We start from the raw sequence: 26,904 nt of genomic DNA, 5'->3' as shown, positions 1-26,904 counted from the left end.
GATAAAGCAGGGATTGGCGCGATAAAGGGATATAGTCATATAATCACCCGCAGTGCTAAAATGGTTAAATGGATGAAATATGGTGGCTGGGTTGCAATCGGCTTAGACTTTACCGATACCACCGGCCAGGCTATTGATGCCTGTAATTATGGGCAGACCGGAAAATGTGAAAAAGTGGCTATCAAAGAATATAGTAAATTTGTTGGTAGAACGGGTGGTGGGATGGCCATAGGATATGGTGGCACTATGGCAGCAGGAGCAGCATGTGTTGCTCTTGGAGCTGCAACAGGAGGTTTAGTTGCCGGACTTTGCATGGTTGGTGGCGGTTTAGCAGGAGGCTATGTTGGAAGTAAAGGTGGCGAAAAGGCTGCTGAATTCGTTGTAGATTCGTTTATTGGAAATTGACTATGTGCATATTGGATTTGGTAATGACCATATGTTTTTTCTTATCTATTTTATTTTTGGTTATATCAATAGCCATTTACAAAATAAACCAAAAAAAGATGGATAAAATTATTGAATTATATATAGAAGAAGGACTTTATTTACCAACAGGCATAATAATACAACGCTTCGGAAGGATGCGTGATCAGATTCACGTCGTTTTGTTCTTCTACATGCTGTTAACTGGAAAAAAAATGAAGATAAATCAGCCTGATAGTAAATACATGCACCAAGAATCTTATTACTTTATTCAAAATCTACCCTCCAGTTTAACGCATTGGATGAAAACATGCATCATTATCACTTATATAGGTGTAGCATTTGCTCTCATATTAACAATAATAATATTAATTCAAAAATATTATTCATCGTGCTAAATGGATATGCGTAGCTGTCTGTAGTGTAGTAGGTGGAGTTGCCGGAAGCAAAGCAGGAGATCTTTTAATAGACAAAATAGTAAGTAAATAACATGAACATCTTAATTAATACAGTTAACTTTATCATGATTTCTTTATTTTTAGTTAGTATGTTTTTGTTGCCATCTTTATTCGTTTTTTATGGAATAAATAAAAAATCCTTCATAGAAATCAGAGGCGAATATATACAAAATGGTTTTTTTATACCACAAATTATATATGTAATATCGTTTTCTGGCTTCTATGGGAGTTATTATCTATCATGTTTCCTCTACCAGATAATAACTAGAAGAAAGACTATAATATCTCGTGCTTTTATAGGTAATTCCATCCCGCAAGAAGCATATGAGTTCGCAAAGAGTATACCTAAAAAACTTGCATCAATAATGATTATCTATTATTATTTATTCTCTGCCTCTATATTCTTATTCATTTTAAGCTGTCTACTTCTCTTGTTATACAAGTAATTAACGAATACATAAAACACACCCTATTAATTAAAATACCAATGGGAAATTAACATGAACAGTTCAACTCTTATCATTATGACTATCCTTTATATTTCATTTCTTTTTTTTAGTTGTATCAATCATTATTTACAAAATAAATCAGAGTAAGATGGATGAAATTATTGAATCATATATAGAAAAAGGGCTTTATTTATCAGCAGCTGTAAAGCTGGGCCGTTTTTTGGGTGTTTATGGTCAGTTTCAAGTTGCTATTTTTTTACCAATTACTCATTGGAAAAATAATAAGAATCAATGAAAAGGATAGTAAATATATGTATAAAGAGTCCTACGATTTTATTCAGCGATTACCGAAAAATATGACAAATTGGTTAAAGATCTATATTTTGACTAACTCCATCAGCATATTATCCTTCTCTATTGGAATGATATTTGTTTTATATTTCAAATACACCTGACAGACTACAAACTTATATTTAACATTTAATTTAAATATAAACAGAGTCACATATATCATCTTATTTATTTCTTACATTTCATTATATATTTTTATGATTATCTCTATAGCTATTTACAAAATAAATCAAAAAAATTTCACTCACAAAAAAGCCTGCCGAAACAAGCTGATTAAAGATAAAAAAACCGAGTGAGACGGGTCTATCTTATTTTCTATTGATTTTCAACGGATCTTTTTGCCACTTTCTAGCAAGCCACTCATATTCTTGGTAATAAGTTTGGCTATTAAATTTCTCTCTCAAAGCTTTTATAAAAGGTTCTACTATCTCAAAGTTTTTAACTGCCGTACTATACAGTACTTCCTTTAACATACATTCATCATAAATGTTATTTTTTACGTTAACTGATACCCTTTCAAAAAAGTTAAGAAAATAGTGAATGCGCCTTCTGTCTTCAACGTTTTCTTCTGTTAGATCTTCTGTTAGATCTTCGTCATAGACATAAGATCTAAAGGACCTACCTGACTCATGGATTTTTCTGATAACTTTGTGACTCTACTTTCAGAAAGAAAAATAGCCGTCTGTGACTTTCTAGCCGTTTTTGAGTTACTTGTTATGGCACATATAGCAACAATTACACCGATAGTTACTGCAAATGCACTTACTATTTGGGCGATGGCCGTCGCATATTGCCAATTTTCACTCAAAATAATCGAACTTTCTGCTGCCATATCATCATCCTTAAAAAAGCGGAGGCTCTGCTCCGCTTTTCGCTTAACCTGTCCATTACCTGTATACTCTACTATTTTAATGGTTAAACCCATTCGAATTCATCACAAATAAATCTTTTCATCATCTACACCTCTCTTGTTTAGTAGATACCAGTAAAGGTTTACATAGGTAACAATCCCATTTGTCATGGGTACTACATGGCTCACCGGTTTTTTATCAAATTGATGTCACTTAACATGATATAAATTTATATCACCTAACGTGATAATAGTTCGATTGAACCCCTAGTTCAACAAATTTAACAACCAGAGTTTTGATTTTCATCTCCATTCTGATACCGGTTATCAACAGAATTTAGAGTATGGACGATCTTCATCTTCCATACAGAAAAAACTGTCAATCCATCCGCATCAACAGGTAAAAACGGACGGAAGCTATCACAAACTCTTTAAGGTGTTAAGGTAACAAAAATGGTATACTCCACCGCCTAAATCCCATTTAAATATTATTTACAGAGCGTCCGTGGTGGATCAGAAACAACAATATAACCTGAACAAATTACAGAAGCGCTTACGCCGTGATGTCGGTCAAGCAATCGCTGATTTCAATATGATTGAGGAAGGCGATCGCATTATGGTCTGCCTTTCTGGTGGTAAAGACAGCTATACCCTGCTGTCCATCCTGCAAAATCTGCAAAAAAGTGCTCCGGTTAATTTTTCACTTGTTGCAGTTAATCTGGATCAGAAACAACCCGGTTTTCCTGAGCATATCCTTCCCGCTTATCTGGATGAACTGGGTGTCGAATATAAAATTGTCGAAGAAAACACTTATGGCATAGTGAAAGAGAAGATACCCGAAGGTAAAACAACTTGTTCTCTTTGTTCCCGCCTACGCCGTGGCATCTTATATCGCACTGCCACTGAGTTGGGCGCAACGAAAATTGCATTAGGCCATCACCGTGATGATATTTTGCAAACCTTATTTCTCAATATGTTTTATGGCGGCAAACTAAAAGGTATGCCACCAAAGTTGATGAGTGATGATGGTAAACATATTGTCATTCGCCCTCTCGCTTATTGCCGCGAGAAAGATATTGAGCGCTATGCAACCGCCAAAGCATTCCCGATCATTCCTTGTAATCTCTGTGGTTCGCAACCCAATTTGCAACGCCAGGTTATCAAGGATATGTTACGGGAATGGGATAAGCGTTATCCGGGCAGAATTGAAACCATGTTTCGTGCGGTACAAAATGTCGTTCCATCACATCTCAGCGATTTTAATCTATTCGATTTTAAAAATATCACTCACGACAGCGAAATTATCGATGGTGGCGATCTCGCCTTTGACCGCGAGGAATTACCCATACAACCCGTTGTTGATATAGAAGATCAACCCGATTATCAATCAGAACGGCTGGATATCATTGAAGTCAAATAGTTATTCCGCTCTGGATATACTTCAGAGCGTTAATTTCTGCTTCTCTTTCACTTTCGTCTTGATTTTTATTTATTTTCCTAAAGCAACAAATGAAAAATAAAAAAAGCCGACATTAGAAATTAATATCGGCACAAGAATGGGCAATTATTCTGTATAAAGACTTATACCCGTCATCTTTCAAGTTGCCTCTTTGTTGGCTGCTCACTCACCCCGGTCACATCGTTATCTATGCTCCCGGGGATTCGCTCCCTTGCCGTCGCGATCCATCTTGAAATCCATAGGGTATATGTGAGAAAAACTACAATTACGGAGAACAACATTCATCGCTTAACGTTGTTTTCACCTGCGAGAGTTATCATGCCTCAATGACGACTGGTGAATATTGATATATCTCAAATTAAGGACTAGTTTTAGTAACACTTCTCCGTAGTTATGTTTCATATCTCCAAATAACTATTTAATTTTCATAGCCATTTACTTCTTTTTAACCAGAAGGCAACAAATATAATCAATCCCAATAACAGCAAACAAAAAATACTAAAACCCAGATGGTTTTCATTACCAGGAATACCGCCAAGGTTGACACCAAATAATCCAGTCAGGAATGTTGTCGGTAAAAAAATCATGGCAAATAATGACATAGTATAAGTACGACGGTTCATCGCATCCGCCATCATAGAGGTAATTTCATCTGAAATAATCGCTGTGCGAGCAATACAACCATCCAAATCATCCAATTCCCTTCCTAAGCGGTCAGATATTTCCTGCATTCGATGACGATCTTCATCACTCATCCAGAGTAATCTTTCATTGGCGAGACGAGAAAATACATCTCTTTGAGGCGCCATATAACGGCGCAGAATAATCAATTGCTTACGCAGTAAAGCCAACCCACCCCGCCCCGGTATCCGTTGCTCAAGAATCATATTCTCAAGCTCAATAAGGTTGTCATGAAGATCTTCAATAAAATTACCCACTTCATCGGTTATTGCATCAGCTATTTCAACCAACCAGTGCCCGGTCGTTTTCGCGCCTATTCCATTCTGTAAATCACTCAGTACCTGTTCCAGTGAATGAACTTTACGATGGCGACTGGAAACGATAATTTCAGAATTAATATAAATACGGAACGTTACCAGTTGATCGGGACGTTCACTTTTATTGCTATTAATTGTTCGCAGCGTAATCATCGTACCATCTCCGGTACGAACTATTTTTGGTCTAAAACTCTCTCCGGCCAGCCCCTTTTTGACTGTTTCTGGTAACAGATCCGTGTCCATTATCCAGCGATAACTTTTGGGATTGTGGTAATCCAGATGTTGCCAGAAAGGTTGAGCTGGTGTGGCTAATCCATTCATGTCAATCGGCGTCATGCCGCCTTGACCATTAAACTGACAAGCATAGACTGCATCAGCCTCTTGCAATGATGAGCCATAAATGGTTTCCACATCCAGCTCCTTACCCTTAATGCTTAATTATGTACATAGTATGACTATATGCCACGTCTTCTGGATTGGTGATCGGATATCCTTTCAACCAAGGTTTTATCAACCTGCCGTTAGTGTACTGATAAATCGGTGCAATAGGCGCCTGTTCAGCAATCATTTGCTCCGCTTTGTTGTAGTCATCGTTTCTTAAGCCATCATCTGTTCGCAAACTAGCAGATTGTAGCAGTTTGTCGTAATTTGCCTGATGGAATTTAGCAATATTGCCACTATGCGTTGACGTTAGCAGACTTAGAAATGTAGATGGCTCGTTATAATCACCCACCCAAGATGCACGAATAACATCAAAATTACCCGTGTTACGGCTATCAATATAAGTTTTCCATTCCTGATTCATCAAACTTACTTGCACCCCCAGTTTTTTCTTCCACATAGAGGCAATAGCAATCGCAATTTTCTGGTGGTTTTCAGAATTATTATAGAGCAGAGAAAGTTTCAATGGATTGTTCGGCCCGTAACCAGCCGCTTGTAACAAAACCTTAGCCTGTTGGTCCAATTCTGCTTGCGTATGTTGTTCCATGTCACTGATCACTGGATGGAAACCCGCGGTCACATCCGGCGTAAAATGCCAGGCAGGTTTCTCCCCTGTCGCCAAGACTTTTTCCGCAATAATTTTACGGTCAATTGTCATAGAAAGCGCTTTACGCACTCTGGCATCATTCGTTGGCGCACGTTGGGTGTTAAAAGCGTAATAATAGGTCCCCAACTGATCCGGCGTATAGACTTGCCCAGGTAATTCATGCTGCAATTTTTTATACATATTTTTCGGGAAAGATTCGGTAATATCCAAATCATCCGCCAGATAGCGTTTAGTCGCGTGCGATTCCTGATTAATTGGTACGAATGTGACTTTGGTCAGGACGGTTTTTTTATGATCCCAGTAATAAGGGTTTGGTGTCAGAACGATTTTTTCATTAACAATTCGATCATGTAATTTGAAAGCACCATTCCCCACCAAATGACCAACTTTTATCCACTCTTTCCCATATTTTTCTACTGTTTTCTTATTTACCGGATAGAGACTGAAATTCGCAGTCAGGTTGGGAAAATAAGGTACAGGCCGGTTTAATGTCACCTTTAATGTGTGCTTATCAATGGCCTCAACACCCAGTTTTGCTGGTAGCAGTTTACCGTCAATAATTTCCTGAGCATTTTCAATACCCGCTAGTGCGGCAAACCAAGCAAAAGATGACGTATTAGCTGGAGTGACCAACCGCTGCCAACTATACACAAAATCTGTCGCGGTAACGGGTTCGCCGTTTGACCAACGGGCATCAGAACGCAAGGTAAAAAACCACGTTTTGTTGTCCGCGGTTTTCCACGCTGTTGCGACACCGGGAATAGCATTGCCATACGCATCCTGATTCACCAGACCTTCAAACAGATCACGCTGAACTTGCGCCTCTGTCAAACCCACAGCATTAATCGGGTCTAAGGATGCCGGTTCGTCTTTTAGGTGACGAACCAGTTCCTGTTTGTCATTAAGCTGAGTGCCAGGAGGAACTTCCGCAGCAAAAGCAGAAACGGTGATAAGAGAACTATTGATAATAAGAAAACTATTGATAAGTAGTGCACAAGAAATCAGATTGAAATAGCGCATAAGGTAATAATCTGCCCTGTTATAAAATAGATATCCCATTACTAAATTATAAGCCATTGTCAGAATGACACAATCAGACAATTTTACTCTCACAAGCACTATTTTTGATGGGCAAGAACTGAATATTCTTCTACACTGGGCAATCGTGGTTCATTTATCAGAGGAAGAAAGCTATGACACAAACAGTAAAATTTCAAGGCAATGATATCGCCGTAAGCGGCCAGTTCCCAAAATCAGGGGAAAAAGCGAAAGATTTTACTCTGACAGCCAAAGATCTCTCCGATGTCTCTCTTAGCCACTATGCCGGAAAAAGTAAGGTGCTGAATATTTTCCCAAGTATCGATACCGGTGTTTGTGCGGCATCAGTACGTAAATTTAATCAGGTAGCGAATGATTTGGAAAATACCGTCGTACTGTGCATTTCTGCCGACCTGCCTTTTGCTCAGTCCCGTTTCTGTGGCGCGGAAGGGTTATCAAATGTCGTCACGCTGTCTACCCTACGTGGCGGTACTTTCAGTGAAGATTATGGCGTTGCCATCAGCGGTAGTCCTCTGAGTGGTCTCACAGCCCGTGCAGTCATTGTGCTTGATGAAAGCGATAACGTGATTTATAGCCAACTGGTTGATGAAATTACTAATGAGCCAAATTACGATAGCGCACTGGCCGCACTGAAATAAATCCCATGATTTATACCCTATGGATTTCAAGATGGATCGCGACGGCAAAGGAGTGAATCCCCGGGAGCATAGCAAACTATGAGACCGGGGTGAGCGAGTGCAGCCAACAAAGAGGCAACTTGAAAGATGACGGGATATAATGCCCACTTCCGGTGGGCATTATTTTATTCATCACCATCCGGCTCATATTCGGTAGCATGCTTCCTGCTACTCAGACCATATTCTCTCAATTTATTGGCAATCGCAGTATGCGATACCCCAAGACGTTTAGCCAGTTTACGCGTACTGGGATAGTGCCGATAAAGACGCGTTAACACCGAACGTTCAAAACGTTTACTGATTTCATCCAGAGAACCATTGAACACATCTTCACTAAAAGAAACCTCTGTTTCAAACTCTGGCAGTTGTATATCCCGCGGCGTCAGCTCCATATTTTCAAGCTGAGTCAGCGCCCGATAGATGGCATTTTGTAACTGCCTTACGTTACCGGGCCAACTGTAACTCGTCAGAAAGTGGGGAAGTTCAGGGGACAATTTCGGTTTCAGTACTCCCTGTTCTTCAGAAAAACGCTCAATAAAATACTCCACCAGCGGCATAATATCTGCTTTACGATCACGCAACGGCGGGAGGGTAATCGCCAACACATTAAGACGATAATAGAGATCTTCGCGAAATTCCCCTCGCTGCACCAATTCAACCAGATTTTTTTGTGTCGCACAGATAACTCTGACATTCACTTTGACTTCATTTTCTTCCCCTACTCGGCGGAAAGTACCGTCATTAAGAAAACGCAGCAGCTTAATTTGCATCTGTGGCGACATTTCGCCAATTTCATCCAGTAAAACAGTGCCGCCATTAGCCTGCTCGAAGAAACCTTTCTTTCCTTCAATCGCATTCGGATAAGCGCCGGCAGCATAGCCAAACAGTTCACTTTCTACTACATCATCCGGCATCGATGCGCAGTTCAACCCCAAAAAGGGCTGTTTTCCGCGTAAGCTGTGCAAATGACAGGCTTTTGCCAAAATGTCTTTGCCAGTTCCTGTTTCACCAATCAGCAACAGTGGCGCATCCAGCATCGCCATTTTACGAGCCTGTTCAATAAGCTGAGTCATTTTTGGGCTAACAGCGATAATCGCCTTAAATTCACTACCATCATTGACAGTCAGTTTTTTCAGTTGATTCCCTATTCGAGCAGCAGATTTGAGCATAATCACTGTGCCAACACATTGCATTTTCTGCTTTTCATCAATCAGCTGAATAGGAGTAATATCCATCAGGTAGTCCAGACCTTTGAGAGTTATCCTTTCCACACGTTGCTGGATATTTTTATTTTCAAACCAGCGCGAAAAGTTATAACCGCTGATAAACTGCCCGATAGGTTTTTGATAAGTTTGTTCCTCACTAACACCAAACAGCTTAAACACCGCGGAGTTAGCAAGCTCAATATTTCCTTTCAGATCAACTGAAAAAACAGGCTCAGGCAAGGATTCCAACAGGGCACACATCGCTTTGTGTTCTCTTTCTGAAGGCATAAAAGAGACGGTACGAACATCAATAACACCATTAATACGGCGAATTTCTGCCATCAATTTACGAAATACATTGAAATCAACTTGTGAAAAATTAAGGTAAATCCGGCCGATTTGAGATATTTCTATCCCTTTTAAATCAATATTCTCTAATACCAGTAGATCGAGCAGTTCACGGGTCAGCCCAATTCGATCATGGCAAGCAACTTCTAAGCGCATCTGTTTTGACCTTATTTACACTAATACATATAATTTTTTAAAATACTACTCTCTACAATTATTCATATGAAGCGTTCTGTCAGTAAAAATTGACCAGACTCCGGTTTTTTAATGTCGCAAATATACCCGTTATCTTTCAAGTTGCCTCTTTGTTGGCTGCACTCACTCACCCCGGTCACATAGTTATCTATGCTCCCGGGGATTCGCTCCTTTGCCGTCGCGATGCATCTTGAAATCCATTGGGTATAACACAGTATTTGAAACTTTCACTAAAATAAACAAACTCTAAGATTGATTATAAAACAAACTAATAAAATAACGTAAAATATTGTCGTTATCTGGATATTTTGTGCGTTCATATAGAATTAAAGTATATATCATTTAATTAACTATATTCTTAGACTTATTTGGTAGGATATTCTTAAGTTGAGTGATTAGCTGACGACGGAAATCTCCTAATTTGGGTTTATCACCTTCTATCCAAGGTAATGGCCTACATAATTCCATCGCTTTAATACCCAACCGGGCAGTCAGTAAACCTACACCGATCCCTTGAGCGGCTCTGACAGAAAGACGCGCAGCGATATCCTGCGATAACCAATCCATACCCACTTCCCGCACCACTTCTGAAGCACCAGAAAAAACAATATTCAGCAGAACAAGGCGGAAGAGCCGAATACGACTGAAATATCCCAGTTCAATACCATATAGAGCTGCAATACGATTAATTAGCCGGATATTACGCCAGGCAATAAATGCCATATCGACAATGGCCAACGGGCTAACTGCTATCATTAATGCCGATTCCGCAGCACAGCGGCTGATTTCAGCCTTGACTTGAGAGTCCAAAACAGGTTGAACCCATTTACTGTACAACACCACCACTTCACGATCGTTATGTGTATCATGTAAAGCGGCTCGCCAGCGCTGTAACGCCGGGTTATGCTGTTCGATACCCGCCTGACTTGCCAACTTCTCACAAAATTCCCGCCCTTTACCCACGCCATGATGCTGCAATAACGCTCTCGCAGTATCGCGTTCCTCAGACCGCATTCTTAGCCGATAAAGACGATGCCACTCATTGACAAGAGAACCTATTCCCGCAAAGACAATCATGCCCCCGGCTGCCGCTACACCTAATGCGCTCCAATCCTGTTGCTGCCATGATTGATAAATCCACTGCACAAACTGAGCAACAGCACTCACCCCCAATAACATCAGAGAACCATATACCATTCTACGCCAGCAACTACGCTTAGGTTTCAGTGCTGCATTAACTATCCCTTCTACCTGACCTTCGCGTTCTTCAGCCTCAAGTTCCAGTGAAGCAGGACAAAAATTTGCTGTGTCTTTTTCATTAAAGATCTGAGCAGGCTTTAAAACCGGCTCTTGTGGCCCCGATAAGGATTCTGTAAAGTCAATTCTTGGCTTCAAGGGCTCCGTCATTTCACTTTATCTCCCACTAAAAATTCCAGCACGGTATCCAACCGGATATGAGGCAATGGTGTATCCACATTTACCGGACAAGGGCTAAACTCTTCGAAAGAGAAACCCTGTTTTTGCCAGAAGTTATCCTCAGGTAAACGCCGTGGCACCTCTCCGGGAAAAAATGTCAGCGGTTTACCATCTGTAAGCCGATATCCTTTCAACGCCGGAATACTTTCACCATTGTGTTCAATCACGCCACTTTCTGTCGCTCGTACCGATGCCAGGCCAACACAATCCATGCTGATACCTTCAAAAACCGCATTTTGTCTGGCTTCCTGAATCAATTGCTGGAGTAAAGAAACCAAATTAGCATGTTGATCTGCGGTAATGTGATCGGCTTTACTGGCAGCAAACATTAATTTATCAATGCAAGGGGAAAACAGGCGGCGGAAGAGCGTTCGTTTACCATAATGAAAACTTTGCATTAATTGTGTCAGCGCCAAACGCATATCATTAAATGCTTGTGGTCCACGGTTTAATGGCTGTAAACAATCTATCAACACAATCTGTCGATCAAAACGTAGAAAATGCGCTTTATAAAACCCTTTCACCACCGACTGGCAGTAATATTCAAAGCGCTGACGCAGCATACCGATATTCGTGTGTCTATCTGCCTGAGCAAATCGTGACTCAGTGATATTGTTGATATCCGGCCACGGGAAAAATTGTAAAGCCGGAGCACCCATCATATCACCGGGCAGAACAAATCTCCCCGGCTGAATAAAATGTAAACCGTGCTCTTTGCATTTAACCAAATATTCCGTATAGGCATGAGCAATAGCAGCCAACAGATTCTCATCTGCGGGTGCCAGTGGATCGCACTGTTTACAAAGTTCCAACCAAGGTTTTGCCCATGCAGCTCTTTGTCCCTGCAATAAGCTATTCATCTGATGTGACCATGTTAAATAACTTTGCGCCAACATCGGTAGATCCAACAGCCATTCGCCGGGATAATCCACAATTTCCAGATATAACGTGGCAGTTTCTTTAAAATGGCGCAGCAGAGAATCCCCAGAACGGTAACGAAGTGCCAGACGGATTTCACTGACACCCCGCGTCGGAGTCGGCCAGGCTGGCGGTGTGCTGTAAAGTGAGGTCAACCCTTCATCATAAGTAAAACGAGGAACGCCCAAATCACGTTGAGGAACCCGTTTTACACCCAACAAGCGACCGTCACGCACAGCAGAAAATAGCGGCAACCGGGCACCGCTATGGAGGTTAAGTAACTGATTAACCAAAGATGTGATAAACGCTGTTTTACCACTACGACTTAATCCTGTTACAGCTAACCGTAAATGGCGATCCATCCCACGATTCACCAACGCAGTTAATTCATTTTGTAGCCGTTTCATGTCTCTCCTGAGATAAGTATTACAACAATTTTTTTGTATCAGCCGAGCCATAGGTAATTTTTGCTATCAAAGCTGCCTGAAACGACTGCGAACGCTGAACGTTTCTGAGGTGATATAACGCTCCATTTGGCGCAGACGAATCTCTCCCGATTTCAATTGATAATCGATTTCATTCAGCAAGTTTTGTACTGAAAAATGGGCCTCTTCGGTATAACCCGTGGGTGCCGGATCAAGGATGAAAACCAGTACAATATAAGCAACAACCACAAAACCAAACAGGCCAAAAAAAAGTGACAATACCGCGATGACACGAATCAAACGTACTGGTACATCAAAATAATAGGCCAACCCAGCACAAACACCTTTAATCTTGCCCTTCTCGGGTATTCGATACAGTTTCCGGCGGTTACCATTCGACATTATGATTGCCTCCAATCAGGATGTTCCGCATCCAGAATATCTTCCAATGTTTTGATTCGTGCCTGCATATGTTGTACACGCTCTGCCAGACGCTGAATTTCATTCTGATCTAACTGACTTTGGTTTGAATTCCGGTTGTTATAATGCAACCACAACCAGATGGGTAACACAAAAAGTACAAAAATAGTCAGCGGAATGCCAAGAAATATAGAGCCCATCACTTTTCCTTAAATGGTTAGTTGAGTGCGCCAACACTTAATGTTGTTCTTTATTAGCATTTATTTTAGCCTTCATTGCCGCTAACTGCGCACTGATTTCATCGTCTGCTTTTAATTCAGCAAGCTGTTGATCCAGCGATTTTTGTTTTCCCATGCCCACGGCTTCTGCTTCCGCTTCCATATGATCGATACGGCGTTCAAATTGTTCGAAGCGAGCCATTGCCTGATCAATTTTACCGCTGTCTAGCTGATGACGAACCTGTCGGGAAGAGGCGGCCGCCTGATGACGCAAAGCCAATGCCTGTTGTCTTACTCGGGTTTCGCTAAGTTTGTTTTCAAGCTCAACAATCTCCCCTTTCATTCGCTCAAGTGTCTCTTCCAGTATGGTCAATTCATGTTTCAATGTATCCACTAAAGCAGCCACTTTCTGTTTTTCAAGCAGGGCTGCCCGTGCCAAATCTTCTCTCTCTTTATTCAACGCCAGTTCCGCTTTTTCCTGCCAGTCGTGCATTTGTTGTTCACCTGCGGTAATGCGGCGAGATAACTGCTTTTTCTCTGCCAGAGCACGGGCGGAAGTTGAGCGAATTTCAACTAAAGTGTCTTCCATTTCCTGAATCATTAGACGAATCATTTTCTGCGGATCTTCCGCTTTATCCAGTAATGAAGAGATATTGGCATTCACGATATCAGCAAAACGAGAGAAAATACCCATAACAAATTATCCTCTTTGGTTAAGGTTGGTTAATACTATTCATGTCACTTTTATCTATCAAGAGTCGTGCCAACTTTTCATTTACTTTATTTTCATGAAATATAAAGAAATTTTTTTATTTAACTTTTTATCACAACGTAATAAAGTGGCTAAAATAACCAATTATCGGTGAAAATAACCATGAATGACGCCACAGAAAACCTATTGGGTGAAGCAAACAGCTTTATTGAAATTCTGGAACAGGTATCCGCGCTGGCAAAATTAAACAAACCGGTTATCGTTATTGGGGAACGCGGAACCGGTAAAGAGCTGATTGCCCGCCGTTTGCATTATTTATCTCCCCGCTGGCAAGGCCCATTTATCTCCCTAAACTGCGCGGCTCTGAATGAAAATTTATTGGATTCAGAGTTATTTGGTCATGAAGCTGGCGCATTTACCGGTGCACAAAAGAGGCACCAAGGAAGATTTGAACGTGCTGATGGAGGAACGCTATTTCTTGATGAATTGGCAACCGCACCAATGCAAGTTCAAGAAAAGCTATTGCGTGTCATTGAATATGGGCATCTTGAACGCGTTGGCGGCAGCCAATCATTACAAGTTGACGCTCGACTGATATGCGCGACCAATGAGAGCCTGCCCGCAATGGCAGCTAAGGGGCAATTCCGCGCTGATTTGCTCGATAGGCTGGCTTTCGATGTGGTTAAAATCCCACCATTGCGGCAAAGACAGCAGGATATCATGTTGTTAGCGCAGCATTTTGCTATTCAGATGTGCCGCGAACTTGATTTACCACTATTTCCCGGGTTCACTGACCAGGCAAGACAACAGTTACAGGATTACACGTGGCCCGGTAATATTCGTGAACTGAAAAATGTTGTGGAACGATCAGTTTATCGTCACGGCGAAAATTCTGCTCAACTTGATAATATTATTATTAACCCATTCGCCTCCACACCACATTTTATAGCCAATGTTGATGATAATAATGATTTATCTTCACAACTTCTGCCTTCACTGCCCGTTAATTTGAAACAGTGGCAACATGACAGCGAACGACAATTAATAGCGCTATCATTAAAAGAGAGCAGATTTAACCAAAGAAAAGCAGCAGAGAAACTACGACTGACCTATTATCAATTACGAGGCTTAATGAAGAAACATGATATCAACGTCGGCGATAAGTGATCCGGATTACAGATAAAAAAAAGCCAGCACCCGAGCTGGCTAAAAAACACTGGAAGCAATGTGAGCAATGTCGTGCCTTTCCTGAGATACAAAAACTGTTCCCCGGAAGTGCGATACAGATGATAATAGTTATCAATACGTTTTGTAAAGCACTTTGTTGAGAATTTTTCTCATTATCATCCCCGCAGCGTTTTTTTGGGCTCAAGCGCGAATTGAGATACAATGTGTCAATTCTAATTAATAACAGATGCCTTATATGCGCAGTTTGATTTATTGGATCATATTATCCCTTTCAGCTCCTGCTATTGCAGAAACAATAGCTACGCCTGAAAAAAATCCCCACGTTCCGGCTGACATTCAGCAACAAGGGCTTATTTATTGCGTTAATGGCAACCTGAATACCTTTAATCCCCAACTGGCTAGCAGCGGCTTAACTGTCGATACACTGGCAGCACAACTCTATGAGCGTCTACTCGATGTTGACCCTTATACTTATCGTTTACTTCCTGAATTAGCCTCCCATTGGGAAATACTGGATAACGGTGCTACTTACCGTTTTTATTTGCGCCATAATGTCTCATTTCAATCAACAGACTGGTTTACTCCGACCCGTAACATGAATGCTGATGACGTCATTTTCAGCTTTAAGCGTCTGTTTGATAAGCAACACTATTATCACAACGTCAATGGCGGGCATTACCCCTATTTTGACAGCCTCCAACTGGCCGATTCTATTCAAAGTATCCGTAAACTTAATGAATATACGGTGGAGTTTCGCTTGAACGAACCAGATGCTTCTTTTCTTTGGCATTTGGCAACCCACTATGCCCCAATACTTTCACAAGAATATGGGCAACAATTGCATCAAATGAATCGCCATGAACAAATTGACTGGAAACCTGTCGGCACAGGCCCGTTTATGTTGGAAGATCATCGGACCAGACAATTTATCCGTCTGGTTCGTCATGATAAATACTGGAAAGGCAAACCACAAATGCGCCAAATAGTTATTGACGTCGGCGCCGGCGGCACCGGCAGGATGTCTAAACTTTTAACCGGTGAATGTGATGTATTAGCGTATCCCGCTGCCAGTCAGCTTACCGTTTTACGAGATGATCCTCGCCTGCGTCTGACTTTACGCCCAGGAATGAATATCGCTTATCTGGCTTTCAATACCAGCAAACCACCTCTTGATAAGCTACAGGTTCGGCAAGCCATTGCTTACGCTATTAATAACCAACGGCTGATGCAATCCATCTATTATGGTACGGCGGAAACAGCCTCATCAATTTTACCTCGGGCGTCATGGGCTTATGATAATCAAACTGAAATTACGGAATACAACCCAGAAAAATCACGCAAAATGCTTAATGACCTCGGATTAAATGGCTTGCAATTGAGCTTATGGGTACCTTCCGCCTCTCAATCATATAATCCAAGTCCACTCAAAATGGCAGAACTGATTCAGGCCGATTTAGCACAAGTTGGTATTACCATGAGTATCAAACCTGTTGAGGGCCGCTTTCAGGAAACCAAACTGATGGATAAATCTCACGATATGACATTATCAGGTTGGTCAACTGACAGTAATGACCCAGACAGTTTTTTCCGTCCACTGTTAAGTTGTGCGGCTATCGCTTCACAAACAAATTTCAGCCATTGGTGTGAGCCAACATTTGATAAAATTTTGCGGGAAGCTTTGATTAACCAGCAATTATTATCCAGAATTAAGTATTATCATGCGGCTCAACAAGTCCTTGAGCAGCAATTACCTATATTACCATTAGCCTATTCTCTGCATTTACAAGCCTACCGTCATGATATTAAAGGGCTGGTACTCAGCCCATTTGGTAATACCTCTTTCGCTGGCGTTTATCGGGAAAAAGAGACTAATCGAATGAATCAGAAGGGTGACAAATGATTATTTACACTCTCCGTCGTCTGCTATTGCTGATTATTACCCTGTTTTTCCTGTCACTGATAAGCTTTAGCCTAAGTTACTTTACCCCCAATGCTCCACTCAGCGGGGCATCCCTATTTGATGCTTATATATTCTATTTCAACAGCTTATTACTATGGGATTTTGGCGTATCCAGCATTAATGGTGAACTTATCAGCGGACAACTACGGGAAGTGTTCCCCGCTACAATGGAGCTCTGTATTCTGGCTTTCTCTACCGCCTTACTCGTCGGCATCCCACTCGGAATTATTGCGGGAGTATGGCGTAACAAACCCGCGGATACTGTTATCATCTCCATTGCTTTAGTCGGATTTTCCATCCCGATTTTTTGGCTAGCATTATTACTGACTCTATTTTTCTCTCTTTATCTCGGCTGGCTACCCGTCTCCGGGCGCTTTAATCTGCTATATCAGATTGAACCTGTGACAGGTTTCTCATTAATTGATGCCTGGTTATCAAAATCACCCTATCGTAATGAGATGATCATTAGTGCCATGCAACACTTGCTGCTACCCGTTATTACACTCGCCGTTGCACCGACAACCGAAGTTATCCGGTTGATGAGGAACAGCACAGAAGAAGTTTTTGGTGAAAACTATATTAAAGCCGCCGCAACCCGTGGTTTATCAAGGCTGACAATTATCCGTCGTCATGTATTACACAATGCGTTGCCCCCTATCATTCCGAAACTAGGATTACAATTTTCCACCATGCTGACACTGGCAATGATGACAGAACTCGTATTTAACTGGCCGGGACTTGGTCATTGGTTGGTCAGTGCCATTCGTCAGCAAGATTATTCCGCCATTTCTGCCAGTGTTATGGTGATTGGCACACTGGTGATTTTTGTCAATGTTCTGTCTGATATTATTGGCGCAATGGCTAACCCTCTGAAGCATAAGGAATGGTATGCCCTTAGATAATTTTTATCGTGAAAAGAAAATGCCGTCACCGATAAAGGTCATCTGGCGCTTTTTCTATTCTGATATGTTGGCAATGATGGGGTTTTATGGGGTGCTGATTCTGATCGCCCTAAGTCTGTTTGGTAGCTATCTGGCCCCCTATAAGCTCGATCAACAATTTCTTGGTCATCAGTTGCTGCCACCTTCATGGTCATATCACGGTAATATCGCATTTTTTCTAGGTACCGACGATCTTGGACGCGACATTCTCAGCCGATTACTAATAGGTACCGCCTCTACATTTGGTTCAGCGCTGTTAGTCACTTTAGCAGCCGCTTTATGTGGTCTGATTATTGGCTGTCTGGCAGGCATGACACGAGGACTGAAATCCGCGGTGCTCAATCATATTCTCGATACATTACTCTCTATCCCATCACTATTGCTGGCAATCATTGTCGTCGCCTTTGTGGGTGCCAGTTTGCAGCATGCAATAATCGCTATTTGGTTGGCGCTATTGCCACGTATCGTTCGCACAGTTTACAGCGCCGTTCACGATGAGCTAGATAAAGAATATGTTATTGCCGCTCGCCTGGATGGCGCCTCTAATTACCACATTCTATGGTATGCCGTATTACCAAACATTACCGCCGCCTTGGTCAACGAGCTAACACGCGCCCTTTCTATCGCCATACTTGATATCGCTTCACTTGGTTTTCTTGATCTTGGCGCCCAACTTCCCTCACCAGAATGGGGAGCCATGTTGGGCGATTCACTGGAGCTAATCTATGTTGCGCCCTGGACCGTTATGTTGCCCGGCGCGGCAATTATGTTCTGTGTCTTGTTAGTCAATTTATTAGGTGATGGATTACACCGAGCAATCAATTCCGGGGTGGAATAATGCCATTACTCGACATTCGCAATCTTACTATTGAATTTATGACTGCCAAAGGGCCAGTTAAAGCGGTTGATCGCGTCAGTATGTCACTGACAGAAGGCGAAATACGTGGTCTGGTTGGTGAATCCGGCTCAGGTAAGAGCTTGATTGCCAAAGCAATAAGCGGAGTCACTAAAGATAATCTCAAAGTGACGGCTGACCGTTTTCGCTTCGATGATATTGACCTGCTCCGTCTGACTCCACGTCAGCGCCGAAAAGTGATCGGCCACAATATCTCAATGATTTTTCAGGAGCCACAATCCTGTCTTGATCCTTCTGAAAATATTGGTCGTCAACTCATTCAAGCCATTCCCTGCTGGACATACAAAGGCCGTTGGTGGCAACGTTTCAAATGGCGAAAACGCCGGGCTATTGAATTACTCCACCGTGTGGGAATTAAAGATCATAAAGACATTATGAATAGCTTCCCTTACGAGTTAACGGAGGGAGAGTGCCAAAAGGTCATGATTGCTATCGCATTGGCTAACCAACCACGCCTGCTGATTGCAGATGAACCAACCAATGCGATGGAACCGACCACACAAGCTCAGATTTTCCGTCTGTTAGCACGATTGAATCAGAACAACAACACCACCATTTTACTGATAAGTCATGACTTGCAAGTCATGAGCAAATTGGTGGATCGCATTAATGTTCTGTACTGTGGTCAAACGGTCGAAAGCGCCGTTCCCGATGAATTATTGGTAATACCACACCACCCTTACACACAAGCGTTAAGCCGCGCTATCCCTGATTTTAGTAGCTCTTTGCCCCATAAAAGCAGGTTAAACACCTTATCAGGCGCTATTCCATCCCTTGAGCACTTACCCATCGGCTGCCGTTTAGGTCCACGTTGCCCTTATGCGCAAAAAACGTGTATTGAAACACCACGGTTGCGGGTGATTAAAAACCACGCTTTTGCCTGCCACTTTCCACTGAATCTGGAGGAACAGTAATTGATTAACACTCTGCTAGAAGTCAGGAACTTGGCTAAAACTTTTCGTTATCGAACAGGTTTTTTTCACCGTCAACATCTCAATGCGGTAAAACCCGTTAGTTTTACCTTAAAAGCTAAACAGACGCTGGCGATTATTGGTGAAAACGGTTCTGGAAAATCAACACTGGCAAAAATGCTTTCAGGCGTCATCGAGCCAACTTCCGGCGAAATCATGATCGAAGGCCATAAACTCACTTACGGTGATTACAGTTATCGTAGCCAACGCATTCGTATGATATTTCAGGACCCAAGTACGTCGCTAAATCCTCGTCAGCGTATTGGTCAAATTCTTGATATTCCCCTTCTGCTTAATACAGCGCTTAATACAATGGAGCGGGAAAAACGGATCAACCAGACATTGCGACAAGTTGGCCTGCTACCGGACCATGCCAATTATTATCCACATATGTTAGCCTCAGGCCAGAAACAGCGGGTAGCACTGGCGCGCGCATTGATATTACAACCTCAGATTATTATTGCTGATGAGGCATTAGCATCACTCGATATGTCTATGCGATCTCAAATCATTAATCTGATGTTGGAATTACAGGAAAAACAAGGTATTTCTTACCTCTATGTCACCCAGCATCTTGGCATGATGAAACATATCAGCGATCAGGTGCTGGTCATGCATCAAGGGGAAGTTGTTGAGCGGGGAAATACAGCAGAAGTGTTGGCTTCCCCTCTGCACGATATGACCCGCCGTTTAATCGCTAGCCATTTTGGTGAAGCACTCACCGCTGATGCCTGGCGGCAGGATATTCCTTAACATATAGAAAACGATAATCACTGCTCGGAGCAGAACGCAAAATACAGCATATTTCTCTCTAGCGTGATAGAATTACTGGGTTTATTAACAATAAAACGTCATATTGATATTGTCTCTGTGAGCAATTTTAATCCATGAATATCATTACCGGCGTTATCACACAAGGATACTGTTATGGGTTTTATGACCGGCAAGCGCATTCTGATCACTGGCGTCGCCAGTAAACTCTCCATCGCTTATGGCGTTGCAAAAGCAATGCATGACCAGGGAGCTGAGCTGGCTTTCACTTATCAAAATGACAAGTTGAAACCTCGTGTTGAAGAATTTGCTGCTTCCCTAAATTCTACTATCGTTCTGCCTTGCGATGTAGCTGAAGACGAAAGCATTGAAGTCCTGTTCACCGAACTGAGCAAAATTTGGCCGAAATTCGATGGTTTTGTTCACTCCATTGGCTTTGCACCTGCTGATCAACTGGATGGTAACTATGTCAGTTCCGTTACCCGCGAAGGCTTTAGAATCGCGCACGACATCAGCTCTTACAGCTTTGTTGCTATGGCAAAAACTTGCCGTGAAATGCTGAACCCAAATTCTGCTTTACTGACTCTCACCTACCTGGGAGCAGAGCGCTCAATCCCTAACTATAATGTAATGGGTCTGGCAAAAGCATCTCTGGAAGCTAACGTCCGTTATATGGCTAACGCCATGGGCGCTGAAGGTATTCGTGTTAACGGTATCTCTGCCGGGCCTATCCGTACTTTGGCTGCGTCTGGCATCAAAGATTTCCGTAAAATGCTGGCTCACTGTGAATCCGTTAACCCAATTCGCCGCACTGTAACAACTGAAGATGTTGGTAACGCTGCGGCATTCTTGTGCTCGGATCTGTCCGGCGGTATTACCGGTGAAATCCTGCATGTTGACGGTGGTTTCAGCATTGCCGCAATGAATGAACTGGAATTGAAATAATCTGATTAATAATCAGTAACTTTTAATTCATAAGGCCAAGGCCCGAAGAGCCTGTTTTTCGGGCCTTTTATTTATCAATAAAATAAATAGATTAATCACTTCATTAAATCATCACTAATAGGTAAAAATTAATTTTAAATCAAAATATAAAAAACAATTGGAAAGAATTATTAAAACCTTTGTAATTAAAGAGTTAAACGATATTACCTTATAATTGTTTTACCGAAATAAAAAATATCATCTTGTTTCCTTGCACTAATCAGTAATATGTCCTTTAATATAATCAACAACTTAATTTCATAAAATCGATTATCAGTACAATATTTCTATTTCAATATTTTATTTTTATTATCATTTTAATCTTTTAGGTTTAATATTATATTTCATGCTTTTATACAATTTAGTGACATTTATTATTTTAGCAAGGTGCATAAAATGAAAAATGATTTTTTAATTATATCCAATATGTTTAAATCAATTACCAATATAAAATTGCCAGAATGCCTGAAAAATCATGATCTATCCCAAGAAATTGCAGCTTCTTGGAATGAATTTAGTGGATCATTATATCACTGGCCATCAGCATTGGAGGATTATGAATATGCATATAATTCCGATGAACAAGATATTGATAGAATTATTAAAAATATACACAAAGCAACAACCTATTTAGGTTCACTTAGCAGTGGATATTTAGGCCATGGTTATATTGCCAGAGTCAATCATGCATTGAAAGAAATTGAATCAGATTTTAGTAAGCTAGAAAATTTCATCTCGAAATTACCACAACCATTTGAAATATCTCAAATTTATTTTGAAAGCAAGAAAAGTTTTGCAGAAAAAACACATATAAAAATACAACAATTATTAAAGAATATTCCCGATGGAGAAGATAAAAAACAAATATATAAACTCTCTTTATTGATGGAAGAAATCACTTTAAACATATCAGATGTTTCATTTAGCCTTAGAAATATAAACAATTCAGTCAATAAGCTTAATGGACAAATCAGAGCAATTAATAATATTTACAATGAGTTAGTCGAAAACTTTAATGAAGAGAATAAAAAAGATATTTTTACAAGAAACTATAGGCAATGCATGGTCTATTTTAGTGATTTTACAAATAAATTCAATTTATTTTCCTATGATTACAAATCATTTAGAAAAAATAATATATTAATTATATTATAATCAATATAAAATGAATTTTTGCAACTATCAATAATCTCTATTATTTATTCCGTATAATATCATCAGTTGTAAAATATGCTATATAACAGTATAAGAAAGCACTCATCACGATATGATCAGACCACCGGATATCTATTCAATCATTAATTTGCTATAACATATACCCTATGAATTTCAAGATGCATCGCGACGGCAAGGGAGTGAATCCCCGGGAGCATAGATAACGATGTGACCGGGGTGAGCGAGTGCAGCCAACAAAGAGGCAACTTGAAAGATGACGGGTATATTTCCATATGCCGTGGTAGTATGTATCAAGGCTATGACAATGCCTTACTGAGTTCCTTTGTCCTATTATATCTATACCCTATGGATTTCAAGATGCATCGCGGCGGCAAGGGAGCGAATCCCCGGGAGCATAGAGAACTATGTGACCGGGGTGAGTGAGTGCAGCCAACAAAGAAGCAACTTGAAAGGTAACGGGTATATTACCGAAAATTTTTAAGGAGCTATACATGAAACTTTATTACCAACCTGGAGCTTGTTCTCTATCACCCCACATCATACTTCGTGAAGCAGGACTTGATTTCAGCGTGATTAAAGTTGATCTGAAAACTAAAAAAACGGAGAACGGCGACAATTTTTTCGCAATCAATCCAAAAGGCCAGATACCAACTCTCCTGCTAGATAACAATGAGATCCTCACCGAAGGAGCTGTTATTGTCCAATATATTGCCGACCAGAAACCGGACAAAAAATTAATTGCACCAGCCGGAACGATGGAACGATATCATCAACTTGAATGGCTTAGTCATATTTCCAGTGAAATCCATAAAGGATTTTCCCCTCTGTTTTTACCAGGAACACCAGAAAATTATCGTCCTGTTGCTATTAATAATCTACTTAGAAGATTCAAGTATATCGATGAAATATTAGCAAAACAGCCATACATTGCCGGGAAGCATTTTACTGTTGCTGACGCTTACTTATTCACTCTCAGTAATTGGGCACCTTTAGTGCAATTGGATCTATCTGATCTGATTCATCTTAAAGCTTATCAAGAGAGGATTGCAGAACGTCCAAATGTTCGTGATGCACTGAAAGCTGAAGGGTTAATTTGATTTACAGATAAAAGAACCGTTCCACATGACATCGGTGGAACGGTTAAATATCTTAATCTAATTGTTTAATCTAATTGTGTCGCACAGAATTTATGACCAGGTGCCACCATTCTGTCCTGAGCAGCCACAATTTGTAATTCGTATTCGCCCATATCTTTGGTTGTTACCATCACTTCATAAACCGCAGCAGCGACATGTTCGAGAGCAGTTTGTAAAGACTCGCCTTTTAATAGATTAACCAATAACAAGCCGCTGGTTAAATCACCAACACCAACTGGCTGGCGTTCGCCAAAATCCACCAAAGGCCGACTTACATGCCAGCTATGTTCTTTAGTCACTAATAGCATTTCAAAACGATCAGTCTGATAACCAGCGCGACTAAGGTGTTTAACCAGTACAATATCCGGCCCTTTATCACATAGTGTTCGAGCAGCCATAACAGCCTGTTCTACATTAGTCACTTTCTGCATACTGAGTGTTTCAAGCTCCAGCAAATTTGGCGCAATGATATCACTTACAGGAAGGGCATCTTTACACAAAAATTCAGCCACCCCAGGCACAACAATACAACCTTTTTCTGGGTGCCCCATAACGGGATCACAGAAATACCAAGCATCAGGATTCACCGCTTTTACCCGTTTTACTATATCGATAATATGGCCCCCTTGCTCCGCTGAACCGATATATCCACTCAGTACTGCATGGCAAGATTTGAGCTGTTCAATTTCTTCTATGCCCTGAACGATTTCTGTAAGATGGTTAGCTGGCATAACACACCCTTTCCATTGAGCATATTGGGTGTGATTTGAAAACTGTACTGTATTCAACGGCCATACGTTTACCCCCATCCGACGCATAGGGAATTCCGCAGCGCTGTTGCCAGCGTGACCAAAAACAACATGAGATTGAATTGAAAGGATATTTTTCACAATGACGGCCTATATTTTTATTCTGGCTTCTGTTTATAAGATTAAAGTCATGGTAAGAAAAAGGACAACATTTGTTGCCCCATCATAATGCAATATTAGTTATTTCCAGCAGATCAAACAATCGTGTTTTTTACCACGACGCAACAGGGTGTAACGATCAAACAGACGGTTACTGTCAGTAAACAGGTATTCAGGCTCAGATTGTTTTTCACCATTAATTGCGACAGCGTTGGAACTGATCATCGTACGCGCCTGACCACGAGAAGGTACCAACCCGGCATTAACCAAAGCTTGTTGCAAATCTGCCCCTTTTTCCAACTCAATTACTGGCATACCATCCTGCGCCAATTGAGCAAAATCCGCTTCGGTCAAATCAGCAGCAGCTCCAGAGAATAAACTTTCTGTAATCCGTTTAGCGGCTGCTAACCCCTCTTCACCATGCACCATACCGGTGACTTGTTCTGCCAACACGTACTGAGCACGAGGAGCTTTACCACTATTTTTATCTTCTTCTTCCAAAGCATCAATATCTTCAAGATTCATAAAGGTAAAGAATTTCAGGAAACGATAAACATCAGCATCCGCAGTGTTAATCCAAAATTGATAGAATTTGTATGGGCTGGTTTTCTTCGGATCTAACCAAACAGCGCCACCTTCTGTCTTACCAAATTTAGTGCCATCAGATTTCGTGATCAATGGAACGGTCATGCCAAATACTTGTTTCTGGTTGATACGACGCGTTAGATCAATACCAGAAGTAATATTCCCCCACTGGTCAGAACCACCAATCTGTAACTCAACACCATGTACTTCATTCAGGCGAGCAAAGTCATAGGATTGCAGTAGATTATAAGAAAACTCAGTGAAAGAGATACCCACATCATCACGGTTCAAACGCTGTTTAACCGCCTCTTTGTTAATCATCTGATTAACTGAGAAATGTTTGCCGATATCACGCAGGAAAGTCAGAACATCCATGTTGCCAAACCAATCATAATTATTGGCTGTTTTAGCACTATTTTCGCCACAATCAAAATCGAGGAAAGGTGAAACTTGTCTACGAATTTTCTCCACCCACTCTTTAACGGTAGCTTCAGTATTCAATTTACGTTCAGTGGCTTTGAAACTTGGATCACCAATCAGACCCGTAGCTCCACCAACTAACGCCACGGGTTTATGCCCGGCTAGCTGGAATCGCTTTAAACACAGCAAGGGAACCAGATGCCCCAAATGCAAGCTGTCAGCGGTCGGATCGAAACCACAATAGAGGGAGACAGGACCCTGCGCCAGTCTCTCCGCTAACGCATTCTCATCCGTCACCTGGGCAATGAGGCCCCGCTCTTGCAGTTGTTTTATCAGGTTATTGCTAGACATTAATGACTCCATCAATTTGTGTATTTTGTCTGTGTGTATACCCGTCATCTTTCAAGTTGCCTCTTTGTTGGCTGCACTCGCTCACCCCGGTCACATCGTTATCTATGCTCCCGGGGATTCGCTCCCTTGCCGTCGCGATGCATCTTGAAATCCATAGGGTATAAATCGCGATTTAAAAAGAGTGCGGCATAGGATAAAACGCCAATACTATAAGTGCTAGTACTAAAAATGATAATCCACGATTTATGGTGCAAGCCTGTCAATATGCCAGCTATCGCCTTGCCGTTGATAAATAAACCGGTCATGGAGCCGGTTTGCACCACCTTGCCAAAATTCAACAGAATCAAAGGTCACTTTGAATCCCCCCCAAAAGCTAGGTAAAGGCACCTCACCATTCAAGAATTTCTGTTTCAATTCAAGGAACTTCCCTTCTAAAACACCGCGTGCAGAAATACGGGAAGATTGTTGTGATGCCCATGCAGCAATCTGGCTATCTCTAGGACGACTATGGAAATATTTCACCACTTCAATAGGAGAAAGACGTTCTGCTTTACCAAGAAAAGAGACTTGCCTTTCCATAGGATACCAAGGGAAATGGAGGCTGATTTTATTATTGTGCGCCAAATGTTTTGCTTTCCGGCTGCCTAAATTTGTATAAAAAATCAGACTATTTGTATCAAAATGCTTCAATAACACAATACGTTGATACGGTTGACCATTCTCATCGACCGTCGCTATAGACATTGCTGTGGGATCACTCAACTTAGCGTCACATGCTTGATTAAGCCAACGCTCAAAAAGTTCGATGGGTTCTTCAGTCAAATCCTTACGTCTTAACCCACCACGAATATATTCACGGCGTAATTCTGCAACATCAAATTCATTATGTTCTGACATTAACGTAACTC

General features: G+C 41.3%; 27 protein-coding genes and 1 pseudogene. 14 read left to right on the top strand and 14 right to left on the bottom strand.

All coding sequences use genetic code 11. From position 1 onward, the window contains the following. Together LGZ98_RS10625 and LGZ98_RS10620 are read left to right on the top strand one after the other, a co-directional pair. A pseudogene (locus LGZ98_RS10625) lies at nucleotides 1-405 on the top strand (hypothetical protein); the annotation flags it as partial. A 1,073-nt stretch (nucleotides 406-1,478) separates the two neighbouring features. Continuing rightward, the gene (locus LGZ98_RS10620; protein WP_262978062.1) at nucleotides 1,479-1,625 is read left to right on the top strand and encodes a hypothetical protein; all 147 of its coding nucleotides are present in this window, start codon (nucleotides 1,479-1,481) and stop codon (nucleotides 1,623-1,625) included. Between the two features lie 364 nt (nucleotides 1,626-1,989). On the opposite strand, the gene LGZ98_RS10615 is transcribed toward LGZ98_RS10620, so the two are convergent. Continuing rightward, a complete protein-coding gene (locus tag LGZ98_RS10615; protein ID WP_262978064.1) occupies nucleotides 1,990-2,316 on the bottom strand; it encodes a DUF4760 domain-containing protein in 327 nt (108 codons plus the stop codon). After that, the gene (locus tag LGZ98_RS10610) at nucleotides 2,265-2,606 is read right to left on the bottom strand and encodes a hypothetical protein (RefSeq protein ID WP_262978061.1); all 342 of its coding nucleotides are present in this window, start codon (nucleotides 2,604-2,606) and stop codon (nucleotides 2,265-2,267) included. Before LGZ98_RS10610 ends, LGZ98_RS10615 begins: the two co-directional genes overlap by 52 nt. Before the next feature lie 415 nt (nucleotides 2,607-3,021). Here LGZ98_RS10610 and ttcA point away from each other — a divergent pair, with 415 nt between their 5' ends. After that, nucleotides 3,022-3,951 carry a tRNA 2-thiocytidine(32) synthetase TtcA gene (gene ttcA, locus LGZ98_RS10605; protein ID WP_191214959.1) on the top strand — a complete coding sequence of 310 codons (930 nt, stop codon included), beginning with the start codon at nucleotides 3,022-3,024 and terminating at the stop codon, nucleotides 3,949-3,951. Between the two features lie 170 nt (nucleotides 3,952-4,121). On the opposite strand, the gene LGZ98_RS10600 is transcribed toward ttcA, so the two are convergent. From LGZ98_RS10600 to LGZ98_RS10590, 3 genes are all read right to left on the bottom strand, one after another. Continuing rightward, nucleotides 4,122-4,271 (bottom strand): hypothetical protein, encoded by a 150-nt coding sequence (locus tag LGZ98_RS10600; RefSeq protein ID WP_158536609.1) that lies wholly within the window; start codon nucleotides 4,269-4,271, stop codon nucleotides 4,122-4,124. Nucleotides 4,272-4,415: 144 nt separating this feature from the next. Then, nucleotides 4,416-5,399, bottom strand: a complete 984-nt coding sequence (gene zntB, locus LGZ98_RS10595; protein WP_113043915.1) for a zinc transporter ZntB — start codon at nucleotides 5,397-5,399, stop codon at nucleotides 4,416-4,418. Nucleotides 5,400-5,415: 16 nt separating this feature from the next. Further along, nucleotides 5,416-7,056 carry a peptide ABC transporter substrate-binding protein gene (locus LGZ98_RS10590; protein WP_113043916.1) on the bottom strand — a complete coding sequence of 547 codons (1,641 nt, stop codon included), beginning with the start codon at nucleotides 7,054-7,056 and terminating at the stop codon, nucleotides 5,416-5,418. Between the two features lie 173 nt (nucleotides 7,057-7,229). Here LGZ98_RS10590 and tpx point away from each other — a divergent pair, with 173 nt between their 5' ends. Further along, nucleotides 7,230-7,733 (top strand): thiol peroxidase, encoded by a 504-nt coding sequence (gene tpx, locus LGZ98_RS10585; protein WP_113043917.1) that lies wholly within the window; start codon nucleotides 7,230-7,232, stop codon nucleotides 7,731-7,733. Nucleotides 7,734-7,897: 164 nt separating this feature from the next. On the opposite strand, the gene tyrR is transcribed toward tpx, so the two are convergent. From tyrR to pspA, 6 genes are all read right to left on the bottom strand, one after another. Then, nucleotides 7,898-9,481: a transcriptional regulator TyrR gene (gene tyrR / locus LGZ98_RS10580; RefSeq protein WP_113043918.1), complete on the bottom strand. Its 1,584-nt coding sequence runs from the start codon at nucleotides 9,479-9,481 to the stop codon at nucleotides 7,898-7,900. A 381-nt stretch (nucleotides 9,482-9,862) separates the two neighbouring features. Beyond that, nucleotides 9,863-10,927, bottom strand: coding sequence for a YcjF family protein (locus tag LGZ98_RS10575; protein ID WP_262978060.1), 1,065 nt, complete (start codon nucleotides 10,925-10,927; stop codon nucleotides 9,863-9,865). Beyond that, a complete protein-coding gene (locus tag LGZ98_RS10570; protein WP_113043920.1) occupies nucleotides 10,924-12,321 on the bottom strand; it encodes a YcjX family GTP-binding protein in 1,398 nt (465 codons plus the stop codon). The genes LGZ98_RS10575 and LGZ98_RS10570 overlap by 4 nt, the downstream gene beginning before the upstream one ends. Nucleotides 12,322-12,387: 66 nt before the next feature. Beyond that, nucleotides 12,388-12,741 carry an envelope stress response membrane protein PspC gene (gene pspC, locus LGZ98_RS10565; RefSeq protein ID WP_262978059.1) on the bottom strand — a complete coding sequence of 118 codons (354 nt, stop codon included), beginning with the start codon at nucleotides 12,739-12,741 and terminating at the stop codon, nucleotides 12,388-12,390. After that, nucleotides 12,741-12,959, bottom strand: coding sequence for an envelope stress response membrane protein PspB (gene pspB / locus LGZ98_RS10560; protein WP_113043922.1), 219 nt, complete (start codon nucleotides 12,957-12,959; stop codon nucleotides 12,741-12,743). The genes pspC and pspB overlap by 1 nt, the downstream gene beginning before the upstream one ends. Before the next feature lie 37 nt (nucleotides 12,960-12,996). Then, the gene (gene pspA, locus LGZ98_RS10555; RefSeq protein ID WP_262978058.1) at nucleotides 12,997-13,671 is read right to left on the bottom strand and encodes a phage shock protein PspA; all 675 of its coding nucleotides are present in this window, start codon (nucleotides 13,669-13,671) and stop codon (nucleotides 12,997-12,999) included. A 180-nt stretch (nucleotides 13,672-13,851) separates the two neighbouring features. Between pspA and pspF the strand changes: the two genes are divergently transcribed. The 10 genes from pspF to gstA all read left to right on the top strand — a co-directional run bounded on the left by pspF (nucleotide 13,852) and on the right by gstA (nucleotide 23,693). Beyond that, nucleotides 13,852-14,856: a phage shock protein operon transcriptional activator gene (pspF, locus tag LGZ98_RS10550; protein ID WP_113043924.1), complete on the top strand. Its 1,005-nt coding sequence runs from the start codon at nucleotides 13,852-13,854 to the stop codon at nucleotides 14,854-14,856. Nucleotides 14,857-15,112: 256 nt separating this feature from the next. Further along, nucleotides 15,113-16,777 carry an ABC transporter substrate-binding protein SapA gene (gene sapA / locus LGZ98_RS10545; protein WP_228901941.1) on the top strand — a complete coding sequence of 555 codons (1,665 nt, stop codon included), beginning with the start codon at nucleotides 15,113-15,115 and terminating at the stop codon, nucleotides 16,775-16,777. Continuing rightward, on the top strand, nucleotides 16,774-17,739 hold the full coding sequence (gene sapB / locus LGZ98_RS10540; RefSeq protein ID WP_112875793.1) for a putrescine export ABC transporter permease SapB: 966 nt from the start codon (nucleotides 16,774-16,776) through the stop codon (nucleotides 17,737-17,739). Before sapA ends, sapB begins: the two co-directional genes overlap by 4 nt. Next, nucleotides 17,726-18,616, top strand: coding sequence for a putrescine export ABC transporter permease SapC (gene sapC / locus LGZ98_RS10535; protein ID WP_112875792.1), 891 nt, complete (start codon nucleotides 17,726-17,728; stop codon nucleotides 18,614-18,616). The genes sapB and sapC overlap by 14 nt, the downstream gene beginning before the upstream one ends. Next, a complete protein-coding gene (gene sapD, locus LGZ98_RS10530; RefSeq protein ID WP_113043927.1) occupies nucleotides 18,616-19,608 on the top strand; it encodes a putrescine export ABC transporter ATP-binding protein SapD in 993 nt (330 codons plus the stop codon). Before sapC ends, sapD begins: the two co-directional genes overlap by 1 nt. Continuing rightward, on the top strand, nucleotides 19,609-20,418 hold the full coding sequence (gene sapF / locus LGZ98_RS10525) for a putrescine export ABC transporter ATP-binding protein SapF (protein ID WP_113043928.1): 810 nt from the start codon (nucleotides 19,609-19,611) through the stop codon (nucleotides 20,416-20,418). A 174-nt stretch (nucleotides 20,419-20,592) separates the two neighbouring features. Beyond that, complete coding sequence (gene fabI / locus LGZ98_RS10520) at nucleotides 20,593-21,381, top strand: enoyl-ACP reductase FabI (RefSeq protein WP_011146814.1); 789 nt, start codon at nucleotides 20,593-20,595, stop codon at nucleotides 21,379-21,381. Between the two features lie 435 nt (nucleotides 21,382-21,816). Continuing rightward, nucleotides 21,817-22,575 (top strand): hypothetical protein, encoded by a 759-nt coding sequence (locus LGZ98_RS10515; protein ID WP_113043929.1) that lies wholly within the window; start codon nucleotides 21,817-21,819, stop codon nucleotides 22,573-22,575. A 343-nt stretch (nucleotides 22,576-22,918) separates the two neighbouring features. After that, nucleotides 22,919-23,077, top strand: coding sequence for a hypothetical protein (locus LGZ98_RS10510; protein ID WP_262978057.1), 159 nt, complete (start codon nucleotides 22,919-22,921; stop codon nucleotides 23,075-23,077). Nucleotides 23,078-23,087: 10 nt separating this feature from the next. Continuing rightward, nucleotides 23,088-23,693 carry a glutathione transferase GstA gene (gene gstA, locus LGZ98_RS10505; RefSeq protein ID WP_262978056.1) on the top strand — a complete coding sequence of 202 codons (606 nt, stop codon included), beginning with the start codon at nucleotides 23,088-23,090 and terminating at the stop codon, nucleotides 23,691-23,693. Nucleotides 23,694-23,758: 65 nt separating this feature from the next. Here gstA and pdxY read toward each other — a convergent pair whose 3' ends face one another. The 3 genes from pdxY to pdxH form a co-directional block, all read right to left on the bottom strand. Next, the gene (gene pdxY, locus LGZ98_RS10500; protein ID WP_113043931.1) at nucleotides 23,759-24,622 is read right to left on the bottom strand and encodes a pyridoxal kinase PdxY; all 864 of its coding nucleotides are present in this window, start codon (nucleotides 24,620-24,622) and stop codon (nucleotides 23,759-23,761) included. A gap of 99 nt (nucleotides 24,623-24,721) precedes the next feature. Then, on the bottom strand, nucleotides 24,722-25,996 hold the full coding sequence (tyrS, locus tag LGZ98_RS10495; protein ID WP_112875785.1) for a tyrosine--tRNA ligase: 1,275 nt from the start codon (nucleotides 25,994-25,996) through the stop codon (nucleotides 24,722-24,724). 243 nt (nucleotides 25,997-26,239) lie between these two features. Then, complete coding sequence (pdxH, locus tag LGZ98_RS10490; protein ID WP_113043932.1) at nucleotides 26,240-26,893, bottom strand: pyridoxamine 5'-phosphate oxidase; 654 nt, start codon at nucleotides 26,891-26,893, stop codon at nucleotides 26,240-26,242. Nucleotides 26,894-26,904: the final 11 nt, after the last annotated feature.

The sequence above is a fragment of the Photorhabdus kayaii genome (assembly GCF_025384895.1).
Taxonomy (GTDB): Bacteria; Pseudomonadota; Gammaproteobacteria; order Enterobacterales; family Enterobacteriaceae; genus Photorhabdus; species Photorhabdus kayaii.
This window is presented reverse-complemented; position numbering and strand designations above follow the sequence as displayed.